This is a genomic window from Acetobacter ascendens (assembly GCF_001766235.1).
GTDB lineage: Bacteria > Pseudomonadota > Alphaproteobacteria > Acetobacterales > Acetobacteraceae > Acetobacter > Acetobacter ascendens.
This window is the reverse complement of the sequence record NZ_CP015164.1, coordinates 345,724-365,462: the sequence shown is the minus strand read 5'-3', so window position 1 is coordinate 365,462 and position 19,739 is coordinate 345,724. Positions and strand designations below refer to the sequence as shown.

The window sequence follows — 19,739 nt, the reverse complement described above, 5'->3', positions numbered from 1 at the left end:
AGCGCATTATAAAAAAACAGCCTGCGCCAGATCTACTCTGCGCTCAAACGGTGCATCCGTGCCATCTTCTGGTGGCAACAGGGCTATGACCTGCACCGTGCCCGATATTTCTGTGGCAAAGCGGGGCAAATCGGGCATGGGCGTATGCCTGTGCGTGCCACCCCAAGCTGCTGCAAACCCAAGGGCCACAGTTATGCACCCACCCCAGAGCAGACGCCCCCAAAGCGAATAACGCATACGCCACGCCGCAATACTGGCCAGCGCAGCCACACCGCACGGCAGCATACCCCCCGCCAGCAGGCTGGGTTCTGAATGCAACAAGCCAAAATACAGCACTGCACCCAGCGCCAAGCCCACCGGTGCCCACAGCACCAGCCGCCTTTGTTCCTAGAATGCAGGTGTAACATCAGGCGTGGCATATGGCTCCTTGCGCTTGCGCATGGTATGGAACCACCCCATGACCACCATCCGTACACGCTTCGCTCCGAGTCCTACAGGCCTGCTGCATATTGGCAACGCCCGCGCAGCCCTGTTCAATTTCCTCTTTGCCCGTCATCACGGCGGCGAGTTCCTCCTGCGTATTGAGGATACCGACCGTGAGCGTTCCACCCAACAGGCTGTAGACGTTATTTTTGACGGTCTGGCCTGGATGGGAATTGAACCGGATGAAGAACCGGTCTTCCAGTCCTCGCGTGAGGCTCGGCACCGGGAAGTGGCCCTTGATCTGCTGGAAAAGGGCCTTGCCTATAAATGCTATTGCACGCCTGAAGAGCTGCACCAAATGCGTGAGGACGCCAAGGCCAAAGGCCTGCCCCCGCGCTATAATGGCATGTGGCGGGATCGGGACCCATCCGAAGCTCCGGCTGGCGCACCTTTTGCCGTGCGTATTAAAGCCCCGCGTGAAGGGGAAGCCACAATCAATGACCTCGTGCAGGGTGAAGTGCGCGTTGCCAATGCCGAACTGGATGACATGATCATCCTGCGTTCCGATGGCACCCCCACCTATCAGCACGCCGTTGTGGTGGATGACCACGATATGGCCATTACCCACGTGATCCGTGGTGATGACCACTTAACCAACACCTTCCGCCAAGCCATGATTTACCGCGCCATGGGGTGGGACCTGCCACGCTTTGGGCATTTACCGCTTATTCATGGACCGGATGGCGCTAAGCTTTCCAAACGCCACGGTGCACAATCTGTGGTGGAATTCCGTGAAATGGGCTACCTGCCCGAAGCCCTGTGCAACTATCTGCTGCGTCTGGGCTGGGGTCACGGGGATGCGGAAATCCTCTCGCGTGAAGAGCAGATCAAGCTGTTTGATATTGATGGCGTTGGCCGCTCTCCTTCCCGCATGGATTACGCCAAGCTGCTGCACATCAACGCCGTATGGCTGCGGCAGGCGGATGATGAACGCCTGACCAACGATGTGATGGAACGCTTTAAAAAGATGGATGGCGTAAGCGTGGATGAAACCACCCGCGCCCGCGTGGCCGCCCTGATGCCGGGGCTGAAGGAACGCGCACGCACGCTGGTTGAACTGGCAGAAAGTGCAGCTTTCCTTGGCCGTCAGGTGCCGCTAACGTTCAATGACAAAGCGCAAAAGCTGCTCACACCAGAAGCCCGTACCATGCTGGGTGAACTGGCGCGTGACTTGGCCGCCGTGCCAGATTTTACCCCAGAAGCCATTGATACCACCCTGCGCACCTTTGCTGAAAAGCATGAGTTGAAGCTGGGCAAGGTGGCCCAGCCTGTGCGCGCTGCCGTAACAGGCTCCAACACCTCCCCCGGCATTGATGCCACCCTGCAAGCACTGGGCAAGGATGAAACCCTCGCCCGTTTGGGAGCCGTTCTGCATGGCTAGCTTTTCCGGCCGCCACACCCGGCATCTGCTCGGGCTGGAAGGCATGACGCCCGACCAGATCGAGCCTTTGCTGGATCTGGCCGAAAGCTATGCCCTGTTAAACCGCTCCCGCAAGGTGCCGCGCGATGTGCTGCGGGGGCGCACCCTTATCAACCTGTTCTTTGAGGATAGTACGCGCACCCGCACATCTTTCGAGCTGGCGGGCAAGCGTTTGGGGGCGGACGTTATCAATATGTCCGTTGCCCAATCCTCGGTGAACAAGGGTGAAACGCTGCTGGACACGGCCGCAACGCTCAACGCTATGCGGACAGACCTGCTGGTGGTGCGTCATTCTCAATCCGGCGCACCGGCTCTGCTGGCGCAAAAGGTGGAAGCCAGCGTGGTAAACGCTGGTGACGGCATGCACGAGCACCCCACACAGGCCCTGCTGGATGCGCTGACAATTCGCCGCCACTTGGGCACGTTGGCTGGGCTGAAAGTGGCCATTTGTGGGGATGTTTCACATTCCCGCGTGGCGCGCTCCAATATCTTCCTGCTTACTGGCATGGGTAGCACAGTGCGGCTTGTTGGCCCGCCAACGCTGGTGCCCGGCGCCATGAAGCAACGCGGGGTGGAAATCTTCCACAATATGGAAGAAGGCTTGCAGGATGTGGACGTAGTGATGATGCTACGTTTGCAGCGTGAGCGCATGTCCTCCGGCCTTATCCCCAGCGCGCGTGAATATTTCCGCTTTTTCGGGCTGGATCAGCGCCGGTTGCAGTTGGCCCGCAAGAATGCGCTGGTTATGCACCCCGGCCCCATGAACCGTGGGGTGGAAATAGACAGTCTTGTCGCTGATTCTAGCCAGAGCGTCATTCAGGAACAGGTTGAAATGGGCGTTGCCGTGCGCATGGCCGTTCTGGACCGCCTTACCCGCAGCAGGCCCGCCGCATGAATACCCTTTTATTTGAAAACGTCCGCCTGATAGACCCTGCATCCGGGCTGGACCAACCCGGCCGCCTGCTGGTGCGTGATGGCGTTATTGTTGGCACGGATAAAGCCGGAGCCGAAGGCACGCCAGAAAATGCCACCGTTATTGATGGCAAAAACGCTGTGCTGTGCCCTGGCCTTGTGGATATGCGCGTAGAAATTGGTGAACCGGGATATGAATACCGTGAAACCGTTTCCTCCGCCGCGCGGGCCGCTTCTGCCGGGGGCATTACCACCCTTGCCGTGCTGCCCACCTGCAAACCGGCCATAGATAACCCGGCCCTTGTGCGGATGCTCCGCACCCGTGGGGAAGAAACCGGGGCTATCACTATTTTGCCCTACGGTGCCCTCACCAAAGGGTGCGAAGGGAAGGAACTGGCAGAAATTGGCCTACTGCACGAAGCCGGTGCCGTAGCCTTTACGGATGGTGCACGTGCGCTAGACCCCGCACGCCTGATGCGGTTGGCCCTTTCCTACGCCAGCGGCTTTGGGGCCATGATTGTACAGCACCCTGAAGAACCCTCATTGGCAGGGTCTGGCTGCGCCACGGCTGGGGCTTTGGCCACACGGTTGGGGCTACCCGGCATTCCGGCCGCAGCAGAAGCCATCATGATTGCGCGGGATATTCGTCTGGCTGAACTTACGGGCGGACGCCTGCATTTTGCCCATGTTTCCACCGGTGAAGGTGTGGCCCTTATTCGGCAGGCCAAGGAACGCGGGCTGAATGTAACGTGTGATACCGCTCCGCCGTATTTTGACCTGAACGAAAACACGATTGGCGATTTCCGCACCTATGCCAAATTCTCGCCCCCATTGCGGAGCGAGGATGATCGGCTGGCCATTTGCGCAGCACTGGCTGATGGCACGATAGACGCCATTGGCTCGGACCATCTCCCGCGTGATGCGGATGATAAGCGCCTGCCCTTTGCGCAGGCCGCAACCGGTGGCACAGGCTTGGTAACGCTTCTGGGTGTTACGCTGGCACGTGTGCATGATAGCACGCTCACGCTGCCTCAAGCACTTTCCCTGCTCACCCACCGCCCTGCGCAGTTGCTAGGTGCAGAATGCGGCACGCTGGCTGTGGGTGCTGCGGCTGATCTGTGCCTGTTCGATCCCGAACAAAGCTGGCTGGTAGAGGCTGGTAAACTGCCGGGCCGTGCGCAAAACACACCCTTTGATGGCCGCCCGCTAGAAGGCCGCGTGCTTGGCACATGGAAAGCTGGCCGCCGGGTGTATGCGGCAGGACAGGCATAATGGAATCCCTGCCTCCCTATGCCTTAAAGCTTGTCGCGGCCATGGCGTTCATGGGCTATACGCTGGGCAGCGTGCCTTTTGGCATGCTCCTTACCAATCTGGCGGGTGCAGGAGATTTGCGCAAAATTGGTTCCGGCAATATCGGGGCCACCAATGTGCTGCGCACAGGCCGTAAGGATCTGGCCGCAGCAACACTGCTGCTAGATGCTGCCAAGGGCTTTTTGGCAGTTGCCATTGCCTGGATTATGACCCCGCCTGATTTTTCAGACCGCACCGTAACCGTAGCGGCTCTGGCCGCTGTGGTGGGGCATTGCTACCCGATTTTTCTGGGGTTTAAGGGCGGTAAAGGTGTTGCAACCGGGCTGGGTGCCATGCTGGCTCTTTCTCCGCTTACCGGGCTGGCTGGCTGCGCCACGTGGCTGAGTGTTGCCAAGCTCACGCGTATTTCTTCTGCCGGGGCTTTGGCAGCCTTCATCATCATGCCGGTGGTGTTGCTGGCACTTTATGGCTTTTCCTTTCAGGCTTCCCCCAAGCCCTTGGCGGCTGTGCTTATCAGTGTGTTGGTGATTGCGCGGCATCATGAAAACATTGTCCGCATTTTCAGCGGAAAAGAACCGCGGATTGGTGAGAAGAAGCCGTGATCCGCAATTTGGCTGCCTGATTACCCAAGCATGACATCCCTGCCCGCCTGCCTTCGTCTGGCACGTACCGAACAGGTTGGCCCACGCACATGGCGGAAACTGGTAGATAAATACGGTTCTGCCGCAGAAGCGCTGGAAGCCCTGCCTTATCTGCCAGTGAAAGGCCGCAACCAGCCGGTGATACCCCCCATGGCTGTGGTGATGCGGGAGATAGACGCCACCTTGCAGATGGGAGGCTGTTTCCTCACACTTTTTGATGCAGATTACCCTGCTTTTTTACGTCAGATTCCAGATGCGCCACCTGTGCTAAGTGTTCTGGGTGATGTTTTATGCCTCAGCCGTGCGGGGGTAAGCATTGTGGGCGCACGCAATGCCTCGGCACAGGGTATGCGGCTGGCAGAAAGCCTTGCAACAGAGCTGGTAGAATCCGGGCTAAGTGTTATTTCCGGCTTGGCACGCGGCATTGATAAAGCTGCCCATAAAGGCGCACTGCATCGCCAAGGCTGCACCATTGCCGCCATTGCTGGCGGGCTGGATTGCCCCTACCCGCCAGAAAATGCCAACCTTCAGGCAGAAATTGCCCAAAAAGGCGCAGTGGTCACTGAAGCCCCGCTGGGCACGGCCCCTTTGGCCCGCCACTTCCCACGCCGTAACCGGCTTATTGCAGGCTTGGGCCTTGGGTGTGTTGTGGTAGAAGCTGCACCCCATTCCGGTACCCTCATTACGGCCCGCATGGTGGTGGATTACGGGCGGGAATTATTTGCTGTTCCCGGCTCACCGCTAGACCCGCGTTGCCGGGGCAGTAACAATCTTTTGCGTAACGGCGCTATTCTCACAGAAAGTGTGGCAGATATTTTGCCGCATCTGCCACCAGTCGTCCCTCAACCTGCTGGCTCTATCGTATCCCTTCCCGGCGTTTCTGCGCCACGCCAAAAAAAATCTGCATCCTCTGCTCAAACCGGTCTGCCTTTTGTTTTAGACCGTCCGGAGCCTGCATTTTTTGCTTCTCCCCAAAATGTGGATGAAAAAGAACCAATTGCCCTAAAACCGCATTTTTCAGCGCCCTCCACCGCACAAGATGTGCGTGAAAACCTGCTTTCGCTCCTCTCCTTTACGCCCATAGCGGTTGACGATCTGATTAGGCGCTGCCAGTTCTCGGCTTCTGCCGTGCTTGTCGCGCTCACGGAACTTGAGCTTTCCGGCTGCGTCTCCACTTATTCTGGGGGCATGGTCGGTCTGGCGGATAATCAGGCAGAAACGGCAGGGTAAGTGCTGCTTGCAGGCAGGTCGGAGAGAGTATGACTGACGTTGTTGTGGTCGAATCGCCCGCAAAGGCAAAAACGATCAACAAATATCTGGGGGATGGCTACACGGTGCTGGCCTCCTTCGGGCATGTGCGCGATCTGCCACCCAAGGATGGTTCCGTGCTGCCGGATGAAGACTTTGCCATGAAGTGGCAGTCTGATGAGCGGGGCATGAAGCAGGTTGCCGCCATTGTCAAAGCGCTTAAAGGCGCACACCGTTTGTATCTGGCCACTGACCCGGACCGTGAGGGTGAAGCCATTTCGTGGCATGTGCGCGCCATGCTGGAAGAACGCAAAGCCCTGAAAGGGGTAGACGTTCAGCGCGTTACGTTTAACGAAATTACCAAATCTGCCATTCGCTACGCCATGGAGCACCCGCGGGATCTGGATTTCCCGCTGATTGAGGCCTATCTGGCCCGCCGGGCGCTGGATTATCTGGTGGGCTTTACGCTTTCCCCCGTGTTGTGGCGCAAGCTGCCGGGGTCTCGCAGTGCGGGGCGTGTGCAATCTGTGGCACTGCGCCTGATTTGTGAGCGGGAAGCCGAGATTGAGGTTTTTAAACCGCGGGAATACTGGAGCGTTATTGCATCGCTGCTTACCCCCGCAGGTGCTGCCTTTAGCGCTCGGCTAACACATCTGAACGGCAAAAAGCTGGATCAGTTTGATCTGCACAATGCGGAACTGGCCGAGGCCGCCAAAAAAGCGGTGGAAGCTGAAAACCTTGCCGTAAAATCTATCGAACGCCGCAAGGTTCGCCGCAATCCGCAACCGCCGTTCACCACCTCCACCTTGCAGCAGGAAGCCTCCCGCAAGTTGGGCATGAGCGCGCAAACCACCATGCGCACCGCCCAGCAGCTTTATGAAGGTATGGATCTGGGTGGTGAAACCGTAGGTTTGATTACGTATATGCGAACCGATGGCGTGACGATGGCGCAAGAAGCCATCAACGCTATTCGCCAGCATATCGGCCAGAAAATTGGCACAGAATATGTGCCTGCCAAACCGCGTATCTATACCTCCAAGGTCAAGAACGCGCAGGAAGCGCATGAGGCCGTGCGCCCCACCGATGTGTCCCGCACGCCTGAATCCGTTGCCCGATTCCTGAATAATGACCAGCGCCGGTTGTACGAACTGGTGTGGAAGCGTGCTGTTGCCAGCCAGATGGAATCTGCATCGCTAGATCAGGTGGCAGTAGATATCGCAGGTCCCTCCGGCCAGACCGTGCTGCGTGCCAATGGCTCCATCATCACGTTTGAGGGCTTTCTCAAGCTCTACCGTGAAGGGCGCGATGATACCGAGAAAGCAGCGGATGATGATGCCCGTATGCTGCCCAGCATGCAGGAAAAAGACCCGCTCAAGCGCGAAAAAGTGGATGCCGAGCAGCACTTCACACAGCCGCCACCGCGTTATTCCGAAGCATCTCTGGTCAAAAAGATGGAAGAGCTGGGCATTGGTCGCCCCTCTACCTACGCTTCTATTCTGACCGTACTGCAAGACCGCAGCTACGTGCGCCTAGAAAACCGCCGCTTTATTCCCGAAGCACGCGGGCGGCTGGTAACGGCCTTCCTTGTCTCGTTCTTTGAACGGTATGTGGATACGGGCTTTACCGCCAGCCTTGAAGAACTGCTGGATGATATCTCCGGTGGCCGCGCGCAGTGGAAGCAGGTTCTGGCCGCGTTCTGGAACGATTTTTCCAAAGCCGTATCCGGCACCAAGGAACTCACCATTACCGATGTGCTCAATGCACTCGATAAGGACTTGGGGCCATTCTTCTTCCCCGAACGCGCTGATGGATCAGACCCACGGGTTTGCCCCTCCTGCGGCACAGGCCGCCTTGGCCTGAAGCTGGGCCGTTATGGCGCGTTTATTGGCTGCTCCAACTACCCGGAATGCCAGTACACCCGCCGCTTAACGGCCGACAGCGCGGAAGAAGGTGATGAGGCCGCCCTTAAGGACGGTATGCGCCTTTTGGGCCAGAACCCGGAAACGCATGAGGATATTACCGTGCGCCAAGGCCCGTGGGGCCTGTATGTGCAGCAGGGTGAACCCAACCCAGAAGACAAAAAAGCCAAGCCCAAACGTGCCTCCCTGCCCAAAAATATCACTGGGGAAAGCATTACGCTGGATCAGGCTCTTGGCCTGCTCTCTCTGCCGCGCCTTGTTGGTATTCACCCCGAAACGGGCGAGCCCATTCAGGCCGGGCTTGGGCGCTTTGGTCCGTTTGTAAAAATGGGCGCGGTGTACGGATCTTTGGACAAGGACGATGATGTTCTGACCATTGGCCTCAACCGTGCTGTGGATGCACTGGCTAAAAAGCTGGCCTCTATCCGCAATTTGGGTGTGCACCCCAAGGATGGTGAGCCAGTTATGGTGCGCAAAGGCCGCTTTGGCCCGTATGTGCAGCATGGCCAGATAGTGGCTACCCTGCCGCGTGGCACGGATATGGATGCCGTAACGCTGGATGAGGCCGTGGCCTTGTTGGTAGACAAGGGCAAACCCCTAAAAGCCAAGGCTGGTGCTAAAAAGAAAGCCACCACCACAAAAACGGCAGCCAAAAAGAAAACCGCAACCAAAAGCACAGCCAAGGCTGATGCAGATGGTGCAGAAAAAGCGGCCCCCAAGAAAAAGGCGCCCGCCAAAAAGAAGGCCACCACCACAAAAACGGCAGCCAAAAAGAAAACCGCAACCAAAAGCACAGCCAAGGCTGATGCAGATGGTGCAGAAAAAGCGGCCCCCAAGAAAAAGGCGCCCGCCAAAAAGAAGGCCACCACCACAACGCGCAAGAAAAAAGCCGAAACCGAGTAATCTGTCATGTCGGCAAGCCCGTATGTTTCTGCCCTGCCATCTGAGCAGGAGCTACGGGCTTTTCTTGAAAGCCGCACCGGAACTGCCACCGGGTTAACAGACATTCTGCGCAACTTCCGGCTTCCCATGCGGCAAAAGGCCGCCATACGTGCCCTGCTGCACGATATGGCTGTTGCGGAAAACCTGCTTGATCTTGCTCCCGGCACACTCAAGGCATCCATCGGCCTGCCTGATATCGCCCGTATGCGGGTGTCCTATATTCGAGATGATGGCAGCGCGGCTGGCTTTTTGGCCGATGATGCTCTGTCCCGCCCCGTTGTATTGCTGATAAAGCCGCCGGATACACCGTATCTCTTTCCCGGCGATATCGTGCTTGTGCGCCTGCGACCGGCAACAGGCACCCAAAAGCGCGAGGTCCGTGGCCTGCGGCTGCTTACCCGGCTTGATAACAACCTACCCGTTACCCCTGCCAGTACACCGGAACCCTTGCTGTTACCATGTGATGCCCGGTTAAACCTGCCGCTTACACCAGAAGAAGACGCAAGCTCTCTCCCGCTCACACCACAGCAGATTGGGCTGGCAACACCTCATACTCTGCCCAATGGCGCTTATGCGGGGCATGTGCATAGCATTTTAGGCAAGGCGAATGATGCAGGCATGCCCTCGCGCCTCAGCCTGTTGATCCATCATCCACCCACGGCATTTTCAGAGCAGGCCGAGGCCGAAGCCCAGCAGATCGCACAGCAAAGTGCTGCCTTACAGGGCGCACCAGCACCTTCTGGCCGCACAGATTTACGCCACCTGCCACTCATCACCATTGATGATGCCTCGGCGCATGATTTTGATGATGCACTCTGGGCTGAACAAACGGCCGAGGGTTTTCATCTTATCGTGGCCATTGCCGATGTAGCGCATTGGGTAAAGCCCGGCTCCGCGCTGGATAAAGAAGCCCAAGAACGGGGCAATTCCATTTATCTGCCAGACAAAGTGGTACCCATGCTGCCGCTGGCTCTTTCTGCGCAAGCTTGTTCTCTGCTTCCGGGGCAGGATCGATTTTGTGTGTTTGCAGATATGCACATCACCCCTGCAGGGCATGTGGTTTCTGCCCAAATTGGCCAAGGGATTATGCAAAGTGCAGCGCGGTTGACATACGAAGCCGTGCAGCAAGTATTTGATACACCCGCACATCAGCCCACCTTGCCGCCCGAACATCCTGCGGCCCAGCTACCATCTGCCCTACTTCCCGCACTGCGTAATGTAGGGGCCGCTATTCGGCAGGCAGCCACGCAGCGCGGTGTGATGGAACGGGAAGAAACGGGTTGGAACGTACAGTTTGATACCACCGGGCAACCCTGTGCCTTTGTGTCGCGTAACACTCAGGAAGCACATTATATGGTGGCGGCGTGCATGATTCTGGCTAATCAGATCGCGGCGGAAAAATTGCAAGCGCAGGCATTGCCAGCACTATTCCGCACCCATGCGCAGCCCAGCCCAGATAGCCCACGCCACATGGCGCGCTATAGCACCCGCGCAGCATCACATTATGACCTACGGCTGGGCCACTACACACATTTTACCAGCCCTATCCGCCGGTATGCAGATCTGCTGGCACACCGCGCCTTAACCCACATAAACGACTCCTCTGCGCAGGCTGATACTCGCTTGCCTGCGCCAGATGTGGCTTTAGCATCACAGCTAAACTTTACAGAACGCCGGGCAGCTACCATCATGCAGGATAGTCTGAACCGGCTGGCTGCTATCTTTCTTGCCCCGTTTGTTGGCCAGAAAATGTTTGCCCATGTCATGACAGCAACACGGCATGGCTTGCGAGTGAGATTGACGAAAACCGGAACTCCGTCTTTCCTTGCATGGTCAGCTTTTCCGGATCGCACAGGGATGAATGACGACTCGCAGCACACCCATGCCTCGGCACATCACCCCCACGTGCAAAGTGGGGCTGTGCTTTCAGTTACCTTGGCGGGCACCTGCCCGGCGCGAGGTACGCTGATGCTGACTGATGCCGTATATGAGCACTGAAAACGCCATCTGGTTTGTGCGTGGTCTGCCGCGTGCCTTACCGGGCATGGTGCTGGCTGTGTTGCTTTTTTGCCAACCTGCCCCCCTGCACGCCCAAAGCAAATCCGATACACCGCTACCAGATAGTGCTCCGGGCTCTGCCTCCACAACACAGGCGGCTGCATCCGCATCACCTATAGCAGAACAACAACCTGCATCCGCCGCTGCGGTACCAGACAAGGCCCCTGTGCCGGATATGCTGATGGTTAAATCCGTTATCAGCACGGCTCTTCAGTTTTTGCAGCCACGCACGCTGGAAGCGCATAGCTATCGGGATTTCACACTTTGGGGGCTGGCCAGCCTTTCAGCGCTTGATCCTTCCCTATCCTTCGATTCCCGCGGTGCCAATATCCAGCTTCTTTCTGGCCAGACCAGCCTGCTCTCCCGCCCAGCCCCTACAGAGGGTTCAGCGGATGATTGGGCACAAATTGTCGTAGATTTTCTGGATACCGCACGCGCACATTCCCTTGCCGTGCGCACAACCAGCCGCGAAGAACTGGTGCAGGCGTTTTTTGATGAACTGTTTAACCACCTAGACTCCTATTCTCGCTACATTGGCCCCACTTCCGCCACCTCGGATCGGGCTGCGCGCGTGGGTGGAGAAGCAGATATTGGCGTCAGTCTTGGGCAAAGTGGCCGCTACCTTGTTATATCCGCCATAAATGCCAACGGCCCGGCGTGGACAGCCGCCATAGATACAGGTGACAGACTGCTTTCCGTCAACAACCGTTTAACGGCAGGCAAAACACCAGAAACGGTTATGGAATGGCTGCGGGGAGAGGAAGATACCCCCGTTGTGCTGCGCCTGCTCACACCCGGCCAACGCCGTGCGCGCACCGTAACCTTACGCCGCGCCAAAACACCGCCCGAAACCGTATTTGCTTTTGCCAGTGGCTCCATTGTGGTGCTGCGCGTTACGGCCTTTTCCTCCGATACCGCAGAGGAAATGAGCCAGTATCTGGATCAGGCCGTGCAGGATACGCACTTAAAAGGCCTGATTATAGATTTGCGCGGCAACCGTGGCGGTGTGCTGCAACAGGCCGTAACCGCCGCCGCCCTGCTGCTTGATAGAGGCGTGGCCGCCGTAACCAGTGGGCGGGATGCGCAGGCCAACCATATATGGGCCGTGCAAGGTGGTGACATGACAAACGGCCTGCCCATTGCCATTCTGGTAGATGGACGTACCGCAAGTGCCGCAGAAATTCTGGCCGCAGCCTTGGCGGACCATCGCCGTGCAGTGGTAATTGGCAGCGCAACCTTAGGCAAAGGTTTGGTGCAAACCGTGGCACAGTTGCCCGATGAAGGTGAGCTGTTTGTAACATGGAGCCGTGTAATAGCCCCATTGCGCTGGCCGTTGCAGGGGCTTGGCGTGATGCCGCAGGTTTGCACCAGCCTTGGTGCCGCAGATGTAGAAAAAAATCTGCATGATCTGGCAGAAGGGCAAGTGGCTAATCAGGCCGCCATTACGGCTTCACGCAATGCCCGCTTTCCGATTCCCGTTTCTCAGATCATGTCCATTCGCAAAACCTGTCCGGCCGCTCTGGGCACTGACCGGGATGTGAACGTGGCGCGCAACGTGCTGGAGAATCCAGAGTGGTATAAAACGGCCATCAACGCCATTCCGGATGATGCCGTAACGGCTCCTCAGATTTCCGCAGCCCCGTAAAGCAGGATACATGCCCCCCCCACCCCGCCTTAAAACCGATATCATGGCCCGCGCCATACTCCGCCAAAGCGGGCAGGATGGCCGATCCGCCATGCTCCTGCGTAAGGGAGACCCGGATGCAGGTGGCATTCTGGTGGTGTTGGCGGCACGCAACGGTTCTGGCGTGGTTTTAAGCCAGACTCGTACACCAGAAGGTGAACCTGCATGGTTGCGCGCGACAGGTAATACGCCTGTTGATGCGGAACAGATTCAAAAGTTTATAGAACGTCAGGTTAAGTTTGACCCCGATTTATGGGTTCTGGAAATTGAATCGGACAGCTTCAGCCCTTCGTTTGAAGCAATACTGCTCTGATACAATTTGCTTAATTGTGGCTTATCGCACACGCCTGCGGCATTTATTACACATAAATCCCGTCTGTTTGTGTCAACTGGCCGTTCTACCTGTTGCACAGCGGGCAACTTTACAGCAAAGAAGGCAAGCATGTGTGCCTTCGTACTATTAGATGCGATGCCGGACGTATCGCGCGACTACTGCCATAGCAGGGAGAAGACCATGAAGCCGCGCCAGAAATTGCTTGCGCAAACGCTGCTTTCTGCGCCGCTGGCCGCGGGGCTTCTGTTGTGTGCTGCCGTAACCGCAAAAGCCCAGCCTGTGCAGGGGCTTTATATTGCGGGTGAAGGCGGTGCCACCTTTAACCAGGATCAGCGCGTACGTACGTCCGCCCAGTTTCCTGATGGGCGAGACCGCTGGCGCACGGGCGCTGCGGGTATTGGCTCCATCGGTTGGGGTTTGGGCAACGGCTTCCGTGTGGAAGTTGAAGGCGATTACCGCAGCATAGGTTATCAGCGGTTTGTCACCAATACCTTCAACAGCCGTGCAGATGGCCGCCGCCAGACTTATGGCGTTATGGCTAATGCCCTGTTTGATCTGGATATCGGCAAGCCGTGGCTGTTTCCGTATTTTGGGGCCGGTATTGGCTATGGCTGGACAGCCATGCGCACATCCGTAACCGCACCGGGCAACCAGCTTGCAGAAAAAATGGGTGGCACGTTTGGCAACTTTGCCTATCAGGGCATTTTTGGCCTTGCCTTCCCCATTCCGTGGGTTGTTGGGCTTTCTGCCACAGCGGAATATCGGTTCTGGACAATGCTTGGCCCGCAGTCTCATGGCGCTACATCATGGGGCACTATTGGCGGCACTATCAACAGCATCAACCAGACACACCCGTATCAGTTCTCCAGCGGGCATCACGATACCAAAACCGATTTCAACCACACCCTCATGCTGGGGCTGCGGTATGAATTCAATCCGGCCCCGCCCCCACCTCCGCCAGCACCTATTGTGGCAGCACCCGCCCCGGCAGCCGCCCGCAGCTATCTGGTGTTCTTTGATTGGGATAAATCCGACCTTACAGATCGGTCACGTTCTATTGTTGGTGTAGCGGCGCAAGCTGCCGCCCATGTGGCGCTTACCCGCATTACGGTTTCTGGCTATACGGATAACTCCTCTGCCCATCCCGGCCAGAAAGCGGGTGAAGAATACAACATGCGGCTTTCTCTCCGCCGTGCGGAAGTGGTGAAAGCCGAACTGATGCGTGATGGCGTGCCGGGTACTACCATTGATATTCACGGATATGGTGAAACACATCCGCTGGTTACAACAGGCCCCAACACCAAGGAAGCCCAGAACCGGCGTGTGGAAATTATTTTCCGCTAAAAACTTGCTTTAGCTTTACAGCTTCAAAAAAAGCCCGTTGGCCACATGGCCGAACGGGCTTTTTTGTGGCCAATAGGCCAAACTTGACTGCTAAAAACCGGCCTTACAGACCGGTAAACAGAGGTGTGGAAAGGTAACGTTCGGCAAAGGAAGGCGCAATGGCTACAATGGTTTTGCCCTTGTATTCATCCTGCCCAGCCAGTTGTAACGCGGCATGCAAGGATGCGCCGGAAGAAATACCTACCGGAATACCATCCAGACGCGCACATCGGCGTGCAGCGGCAATGGCCTCACGCTCAGAAACAGTGATAACGCCATCCAGCAGCTTTGTATTCAGCGTGGCCGGGCAAAAACCGGGGCCAATACCCTGAATGCCGTGGGGGCCGGGTTCATCACCATTCAGAATCGCACTTTCTGCCGGTTCCACACCAAAAACCTGTAGAGTATTGCGGCGGGGCTTTAGGGCTTCTGCAATACCTGTAGCCGTGCCGCCTGTGCCAACACCAGCCACAACCGCATCCACCTTGCCATCCGTATCTACCCAGATTTCTTCTGCCGTGGTGGCGGCATGCACTGCGGGGTTTGCCGGATTATCAAACTGGTCTGGCATCCATGCATCTGGGGTTTCGTTCAGAATTTCATTCGCACGGGCAATAGCCCCGGCCATACCCAAACGTGCGGGGGTAAGTTCCACCTGTGCATCCATTAGGCGCAGCATACGCCGCCGCTCAATAGAAGCCCCCTCTGGCATAGTCACAATCAACCTGTAGCCCCGTGCAGCCGCTACAAACGCTAAAGAGATACCCGTATTACCCGATGTAGGTTCCACCAGCAGGGTACGGCCCGGTGTAATCAGGCCCTTGCGTTCAGCATCCAGCACCATGGCGGTGCCGATCCTGTCTTTTACAGAACCAAGCGGGTTAAAAAATTCCAGCTTCAGCAGCACGCGGGCTTTTAATTCATCTTCCTGTGTCAGCCGTGGCAACGCAACAAGCGGCGTGCCCCCCACCAGATTAAGGACAGACTCGTAAACCCGCCCTCTGGGTGCGGCAAAGCCGTAATCCTCTTTTTCCTGCGTTGATGCTGCCATTAGAAGCTCTCCCATGTCTGTTTTACAAATCTCAGACCCATATAATACGAATTTATAGCGTAGATAAACCATATCTGTGCTGCTATACTGAACATAAGATCTGGAAATAAAACATGATCAACCATACCCCCAACCAGGACAGGGACTGTTTTGCATGATCCTCCGTCGTGATAGAGCCATGACCGCCGTTCTTATTATGCTGGATGTTGCGTTTCACGCCGGGCGTTCCGGCACGGTAAGTGCTGCTGATATTGCAGAACGCTCCGAACTGGCGCGGCGTGGCATAGAACCACTGCTTCAGGCTCTTTCCCGTTCTGGTTTGCTGGAAAGCATTCGTGGCCCACGTGGGGGCTATCGGCTTGGCCGCCCCCGGCGCGATATTTCCTTGGTGGATATTATTGAAGCCGTGCTGAACACAGATGCCGATGCCAATGATGGCCCGCAGGGTGCGCTGTTTCAGAAAGTTCTGACCCCATGTTGGGATAAGTTTGATCAGAAACTGATTACGCAGATGGGCAAAACCACGCTGGATGATCTGGTAAAACAGGCAGAATCCGCAGGGCTGAAACGTCCGTTGGCCGAACCTATTACATTTTCCATTTAATTTTTATTCTGCCCAATACGCTGCCGGGTTTTACCCGGAGCGTATTGGCATAAAAAAACGGTGCTCCATTTCTGGAACACCGTTTTTTAATTTCAGCACCCAAAAACAGGGCAGCAGGGCAGATTAACGCTTACGCGTAACGGCCTTGCGCACGACTGCTTTCTTTTTAGGAGCTTCTGCCGCAGGTGCAGTTACAGCCGCGTGCGGGATAACCACGCCCGTTGCATCTACCTGAGCCGTCACTGTCAGGCGCGTGCGCTGCTGGCCCGGACCGGGAATAAGGATAACCGTAAATTTATCCTGCCCAGCATAGCCCAGTGTTGGGGTGTAGGTAACGTGCGTATCGCTATCCAGCGTGTACAGGAACGCCTTGCCGTGTTCTGGCGCAGGAGAAACCCCAAAGGATGCATACGCCTTGCCACCGGGCTGATCTACCAGCACTTCGCACAGACCATCATCAGACCGCACGGTCATGGTGGTGGAAAGTGAGCCATCGGCCTCTTTCTTGATAGGCGTTGTGCTGCACACGGCAGACTTTTTAAGGTACCCAAAGGGATTGGGGGACCCGACATGAATAGGGCCGCCCGTTGTTGCACAGCCGGCAAGCATCCCACCAGTTAGCGCCAAACCGGCAATTCCTCGTAAGCGCACTCGACAGCTCCGCTTCTGTTGTATCAATTAAACTTGCAATCTCTTCTGCACGCTTCGGGGCTGAATGGAAAGAGGCCCAAACCGGGCATCTGCCCCCTACCCACAAAGCATGATTCGCATCTGCCTTTAAAACATCCCGCAGCAGGAAGGAAGAGGCATACAGCACTGGTGGGCAGCTTGTCGCATATCAACGTCCACACAACTGCGCGAAAACATCTTTTAACCGCAAATATTCTGTTAAACAGAGCCGCCTATTTTTCCAACTTTTACGCCAAAATAACATGCTGGCCTATCCGCACTTATCAAAGCAGGCAGACGGTATGAAAAAATACCCGTTTCTTTCTTGCGTGAATGCGGTATTCCCTTCCCAGCATCTGTCGGAGGTACTATGTCCTTTTCCCGTTTCCTTGCCGCGGGGGTTCTTGCCGCGGGCGTTCTGCACAGCTCGGCTTCCTTTGCCGCTAGCGAATGTGGCCACTCCCCTGCGCACGAAGCCTTTAACGTGCAGGGCCTTAAAAGCGAACTGATGGTTACAGCACTGTCCTGCAGTGCGCAGGACCGCTACAACGCATTCGTGGCCAAGTTTCGCACCACCCTCCTGCGGGAAGAAGAACGCCTGAACGGCTACTTCCGCACCACCTATGGCCGCCGCGCCCAGCAGGAGCATGATGATTACATCACGCAGTTGGCCAACGTGCAGTCTGAGCGTGGCTTGCAGTCTGGCACCATTTTCTGCCAGCAGCGCCTTGCCATGTTTGATGAAGTGAACGCACTGGAAAGCGGGGAAGATCTTTCCAGCTATTCCGATGCCAAGGACGTTACGCAGCCCGCTTCCTTTGAAACCTGCGCAGCGCCTTCTGCTTCCCGTTCTGCGCACACCACAACGCGCCGCCGTACCACACGCCGCGCATAAAAAGCGCGCTGGTAAGGGGGCTTTGGCAAGGAAGCCGTTAAAAGCTTGCCGCCCCCTCACCACTACGCTTGACGAATCAGCGCCAACGCGGGACAGATTTCCCGCATGAGCGATCTGTTTTCCAATACCCCACCGGCCCGCAAATCCTCCACCGGCAAAACCCGTGATGCCAAGCCGGGAACGCAGGCAGATTCGGCACAGGCCTATGATGCCAGCGCTATTGAGGTTCTGGAGGGGCTGGAGCCTGTACGCCGCAGGCCCGGCATGTATATTGGCGGCACGGATGAAGGTGCCCTGCACCATCTGGCGGCAGAAATTCTTGATAACGCCATGGATGAAGCCGTGGCCGGCCATGCCAACACCATTGATGTGCGGCTGGATACAGAAAACCGCCTGACCGTTCGGGATAACGGGCGCGGTATTCCGGTAGACCCACACCCACGCTTTCCCGATCGTTCTGCGCTGGAAGTTATTCTTACCACCTTGCATGCTGGCGGTAAGTTTTCTGGCAAGGCTTACGCTACCTCTGGCGGCTTGCACGGGGTTGGTTCTTCTGTAGTGAATGCGCTTTCCACCCGCATGGAAGTGGAAATTGCGCGCGATCGTACTGTGTGGAAACAAGTATATGAACGCGGCAAACCCGTAACAAAGCTGGAAAAAGTGGGCGCTGCCCCTAATCGGCGCGGCACGCAGATCAGCTTTCAGCCAGACCCTGAAATTTTTGGCACGCATGTCTTTGTGCCCTCTCGCCTGTACCGGCTCTGCCGCTCCAAGGCTTTTCTGTTCCGTGGCGTCACCATCCGCTGGTCCTGCGATCCGGCGCTGATCAAAGCAGGAGATGAAACACCAACAGAAGCCACCCTGCACTTCCCCGGAGGGTTGGCAGACAGCCTGACAGATGAGCTTGGCCCCAAGGCCCCGCTACTTACCCCTCTGTGGGCTGGAGAGGCCCCTCTGCCGCCCGCAGCAGACGGCACAGATAATGGCAAGGTAGAATGGGCTGTGGCGTTTTTAGAAAACGGCCCGGCCTCTTTGGTGTCCTACTGTAACACTATCCCCACCCCGCAAGGCGGCACGCATGAAACCGGATTCCGCAACGCACTGGTAAAAGGCCTGCGCGCTTGGGGGGACCAACGCTCCATCAAAAAAGCCTCTGCCATTACGGCAGAAGATGTGCTGGGCATGAGCGCGGGGCGGCTTTCTGTATTTATTCGTGACCCGCAGTTTCAAGGCCAAACTAAGGAAAAACTCACCTCATCCAGCGCCAGCAAGCTGGTGGAAACGGCTTTGCGGGATAGGTTTGACCACTGGCTGGCGCAAAACCCGCCACAGGCCGATACGCTGCTGGGCTTTGCCATAGAACGGGCGGAAGAACGCCTGCGCCGTAAGGAGCAGAAGGAAACACCGCGCAAAAGTGCTACCCGCCGCCTGCGCCTGCCCGGCAAGCTGACGGATTGCACCAAGGAATTTGCCCCGGATACAGAAATTTTTCTGGTAGAGGGCGACTCGGCTGGTGGTTCTGCCAAACAGGCCCGTAATCGTGAAACACAGGCCGTTTTGCCCCTGCGCGGTAAAATTCTAAATGTTGCCAGCGCCACAGCAGAAAAATTGCGTGGAAATCAGGAACTGCGCGATCTGATTGAAGCGCTGGGCTGTGGATCGGGCGATAGATTCGACCTTTCCAAATTGCGCTATGGCCGCGTGATTATCATGACCGACGCAGACGTGGATGGCGCGCATATTGCCTCGCTGCTCATGACATTCTTTTACCGTGAGCTACCGGAGCTTATCCGCAACGGCCATCTGTATCTGGCCCAGCCCCCGCTCTACCGCCTGACACAAGGTGCAAAATCGGTTTACGCCATGGATGACGCAGACCGTGAACGCAAAATGAAAACCGAGTTCAAGGCGCGTGGCAAAATTGATGTCTCCCGCTTTAAAGGGCTGGGGGAAATGCCACCGGGGGATCTGAAAGAAACAACAATGGACCCCAAGCGCCGCACCCTGCTGCGCGTTGTTACCCCGCAAGAAGACCGGCTCTCAACACGCCAGCGGGTAGAAAGCCTGATGGGCCGTAAGCCAGAACTGCGCTTTGCGTTTATTCAGGAACATGCACGCACCGTAGATGACCTGCTGGATGTTTAACCCGCTCTCCAACGCGGCAGATGGGCTGGGCGGCATAGGG

At 56.8% G+C, this 19,739-nt stretch carries 16 protein-coding genes; 13 read left to right on the top strand and 3 right to left on the bottom strand.

The window, feature by feature from the left end; genetic code table 11:
- Window positions 1-6 precede the first annotated feature (6 nt).
- The gene (locus tag A4S02_RS16000) at window positions 7-372 is read right to left on the bottom strand and encodes a hypothetical protein (RefSeq protein ID WP_162272815.1); all 366 of its coding nucleotides are present in this window, start codon (window positions 370-372) and stop codon (window positions 7-9) included.
- A gap of 85 nt (window positions 373-457) precedes the next feature.
- Between A4S02_RS16000 and gltX the strand changes: the two genes are divergently transcribed.
- The 10 genes from gltX to A4S02_RS01790 all read left to right on the top strand — a co-directional run bounded on the left by gltX (window position 458) and on the right by A4S02_RS01790 (window position 14,296).
- Window positions 458-1,864 (top strand): glutamate--tRNA ligase, encoded by a 1,407-nt coding sequence (gltX, locus tag A4S02_RS01835; protein ID WP_070324142.1) that lies wholly within the window; start codon window positions 458-460, stop codon window positions 1,862-1,864.
- Window positions 1,857-2,798, top strand: a complete 942-nt coding sequence (locus A4S02_RS01830; RefSeq protein WP_070322770.1) for an aspartate carbamoyltransferase catalytic subunit — start codon at window positions 1,857-1,859, stop codon at window positions 2,796-2,798. Before gltX ends, A4S02_RS01830 begins: the two co-directional genes overlap by 8 nt.
- Window positions 2,795-4,087 carry a dihydroorotase gene (locus A4S02_RS01825; RefSeq protein WP_070322769.1) on the top strand — a complete coding sequence of 431 codons (1,293 nt, stop codon included), beginning with the start codon at window positions 2,795-2,797 and terminating at the stop codon, window positions 4,085-4,087. The genes A4S02_RS01830 and A4S02_RS01825 overlap by 4 nt, the downstream gene beginning before the upstream one ends.
- Window positions 4,087-4,728: a glycerol-3-phosphate 1-O-acyltransferase PlsY gene (gene plsY / locus A4S02_RS01820; RefSeq protein ID WP_070322768.1), complete on the top strand. Its 642-nt coding sequence runs from the start codon at window positions 4,087-4,089 to the stop codon at window positions 4,726-4,728. Before A4S02_RS01825 ends, plsY begins: the two co-directional genes overlap by 1 nt.
- A 30-nt stretch (window positions 4,729-4,758) precedes the next feature.
- On the top strand, window positions 4,759-5,997 hold the full coding sequence (gene dprA / locus A4S02_RS01815; protein ID WP_070322767.1) for a DNA-processing protein DprA: 1,239 nt from the start codon (window positions 4,759-4,761) through the stop codon (window positions 5,995-5,997).
- Window positions 5,998-6,026: 29 nt separating this feature from the next.
- Window positions 6,027-8,837 carry a type I DNA topoisomerase gene (gene topA / locus A4S02_RS01810; RefSeq protein WP_082246724.1) on the top strand — a complete coding sequence of 937 codons (2,811 nt, stop codon included), beginning with the start codon at window positions 6,027-6,029 and terminating at the stop codon, window positions 8,835-8,837.
- A 6-nt stretch (window positions 8,838-8,843) separates the two neighbouring features.
- Window positions 8,844-10,874: an RNB domain-containing ribonuclease gene (locus A4S02_RS01805; protein ID WP_070322766.1), complete on the top strand. Its 2,031-nt coding sequence runs from the start codon at window positions 8,844-8,846 to the stop codon at window positions 10,872-10,874.
- A 46-nt stretch (window positions 10,875-10,920) separates the two neighbouring features.
- Entirely contained in the window at window positions 10,921-12,579 is a 1,659-nt protein-coding gene (locus tag A4S02_RS01800) for a S41 family peptidase (RefSeq protein WP_208858933.1), read from the top strand.
- A gap of 10 nt (window positions 12,580-12,589) precedes the next feature.
- Window positions 12,590-12,931 (top strand): DUF1491 family protein, encoded by a 342-nt coding sequence (locus A4S02_RS01795; protein WP_070322764.1) that lies wholly within the window; start codon window positions 12,590-12,592, stop codon window positions 12,929-12,931.
- 129 nt (window positions 12,932-13,060) lie between these two features.
- A complete protein-coding gene (locus A4S02_RS01790; protein ID WP_208858903.1) occupies window positions 13,061-14,296 on the top strand; it encodes an OmpA family protein in 1,236 nt (411 codons plus the stop codon).
- A gap of 103 nt (window positions 14,297-14,399) precedes the next feature.
- On the opposite strand, the gene cysK is transcribed toward A4S02_RS01790, so the two are convergent.
- Window positions 14,400-15,401 (bottom strand): cysteine synthase A, encoded by a 1,002-nt coding sequence (gene cysK / locus A4S02_RS01785; RefSeq protein WP_185303265.1) that lies wholly within the window; start codon window positions 15,399-15,401, stop codon window positions 14,400-14,402.
- A gap of 139 nt (window positions 15,402-15,540) precedes the next feature.
- On the opposite strand from cysK, the gene A4S02_RS01780 reads away from it, so the two are divergent.
- Complete coding sequence (locus tag A4S02_RS01780) at window positions 15,541-15,990, top strand: RrF2 family transcriptional regulator (protein ID WP_070322762.1); 450 nt, start codon at window positions 15,541-15,543, stop codon at window positions 15,988-15,990.
- A 123-nt stretch (window positions 15,991-16,113) separates the two neighbouring features.
- On the opposite strand, the gene A4S02_RS01775 is transcribed toward A4S02_RS01780, so the two are convergent.
- Window positions 16,114-16,641, bottom strand: coding sequence for an Ig-like domain-containing protein (locus tag A4S02_RS01775; RefSeq protein WP_019089715.1), 528 nt, complete (start codon window positions 16,639-16,641; stop codon window positions 16,114-16,116).
- A 388-nt stretch (window positions 16,642-17,029) separates the two neighbouring features.
- On the opposite strand from A4S02_RS01775, the gene A4S02_RS01770 reads away from it, so the two are divergent.
- Together A4S02_RS01770 and parE are read left to right on the top strand one after the other, a co-directional pair.
- On the top strand, window positions 17,030-17,554 hold the full coding sequence (locus A4S02_RS01770; protein WP_070322761.1) for a hypothetical protein: 525 nt from the start codon (window positions 17,030-17,032) through the stop codon (window positions 17,552-17,554).
- Window positions 17,555-17,659: 105 nt separating this feature from the next.
- The gene (gene parE, locus A4S02_RS01765; protein ID WP_019089717.1) at window positions 17,660-19,699 is read left to right on the top strand and encodes a DNA topoisomerase IV subunit B; all 2,040 of its coding nucleotides are present in this window, start codon (window positions 17,660-17,662) and stop codon (window positions 19,697-19,699) included.
- Window positions 19,700-19,739 lie beyond the last annotated feature (40 nt).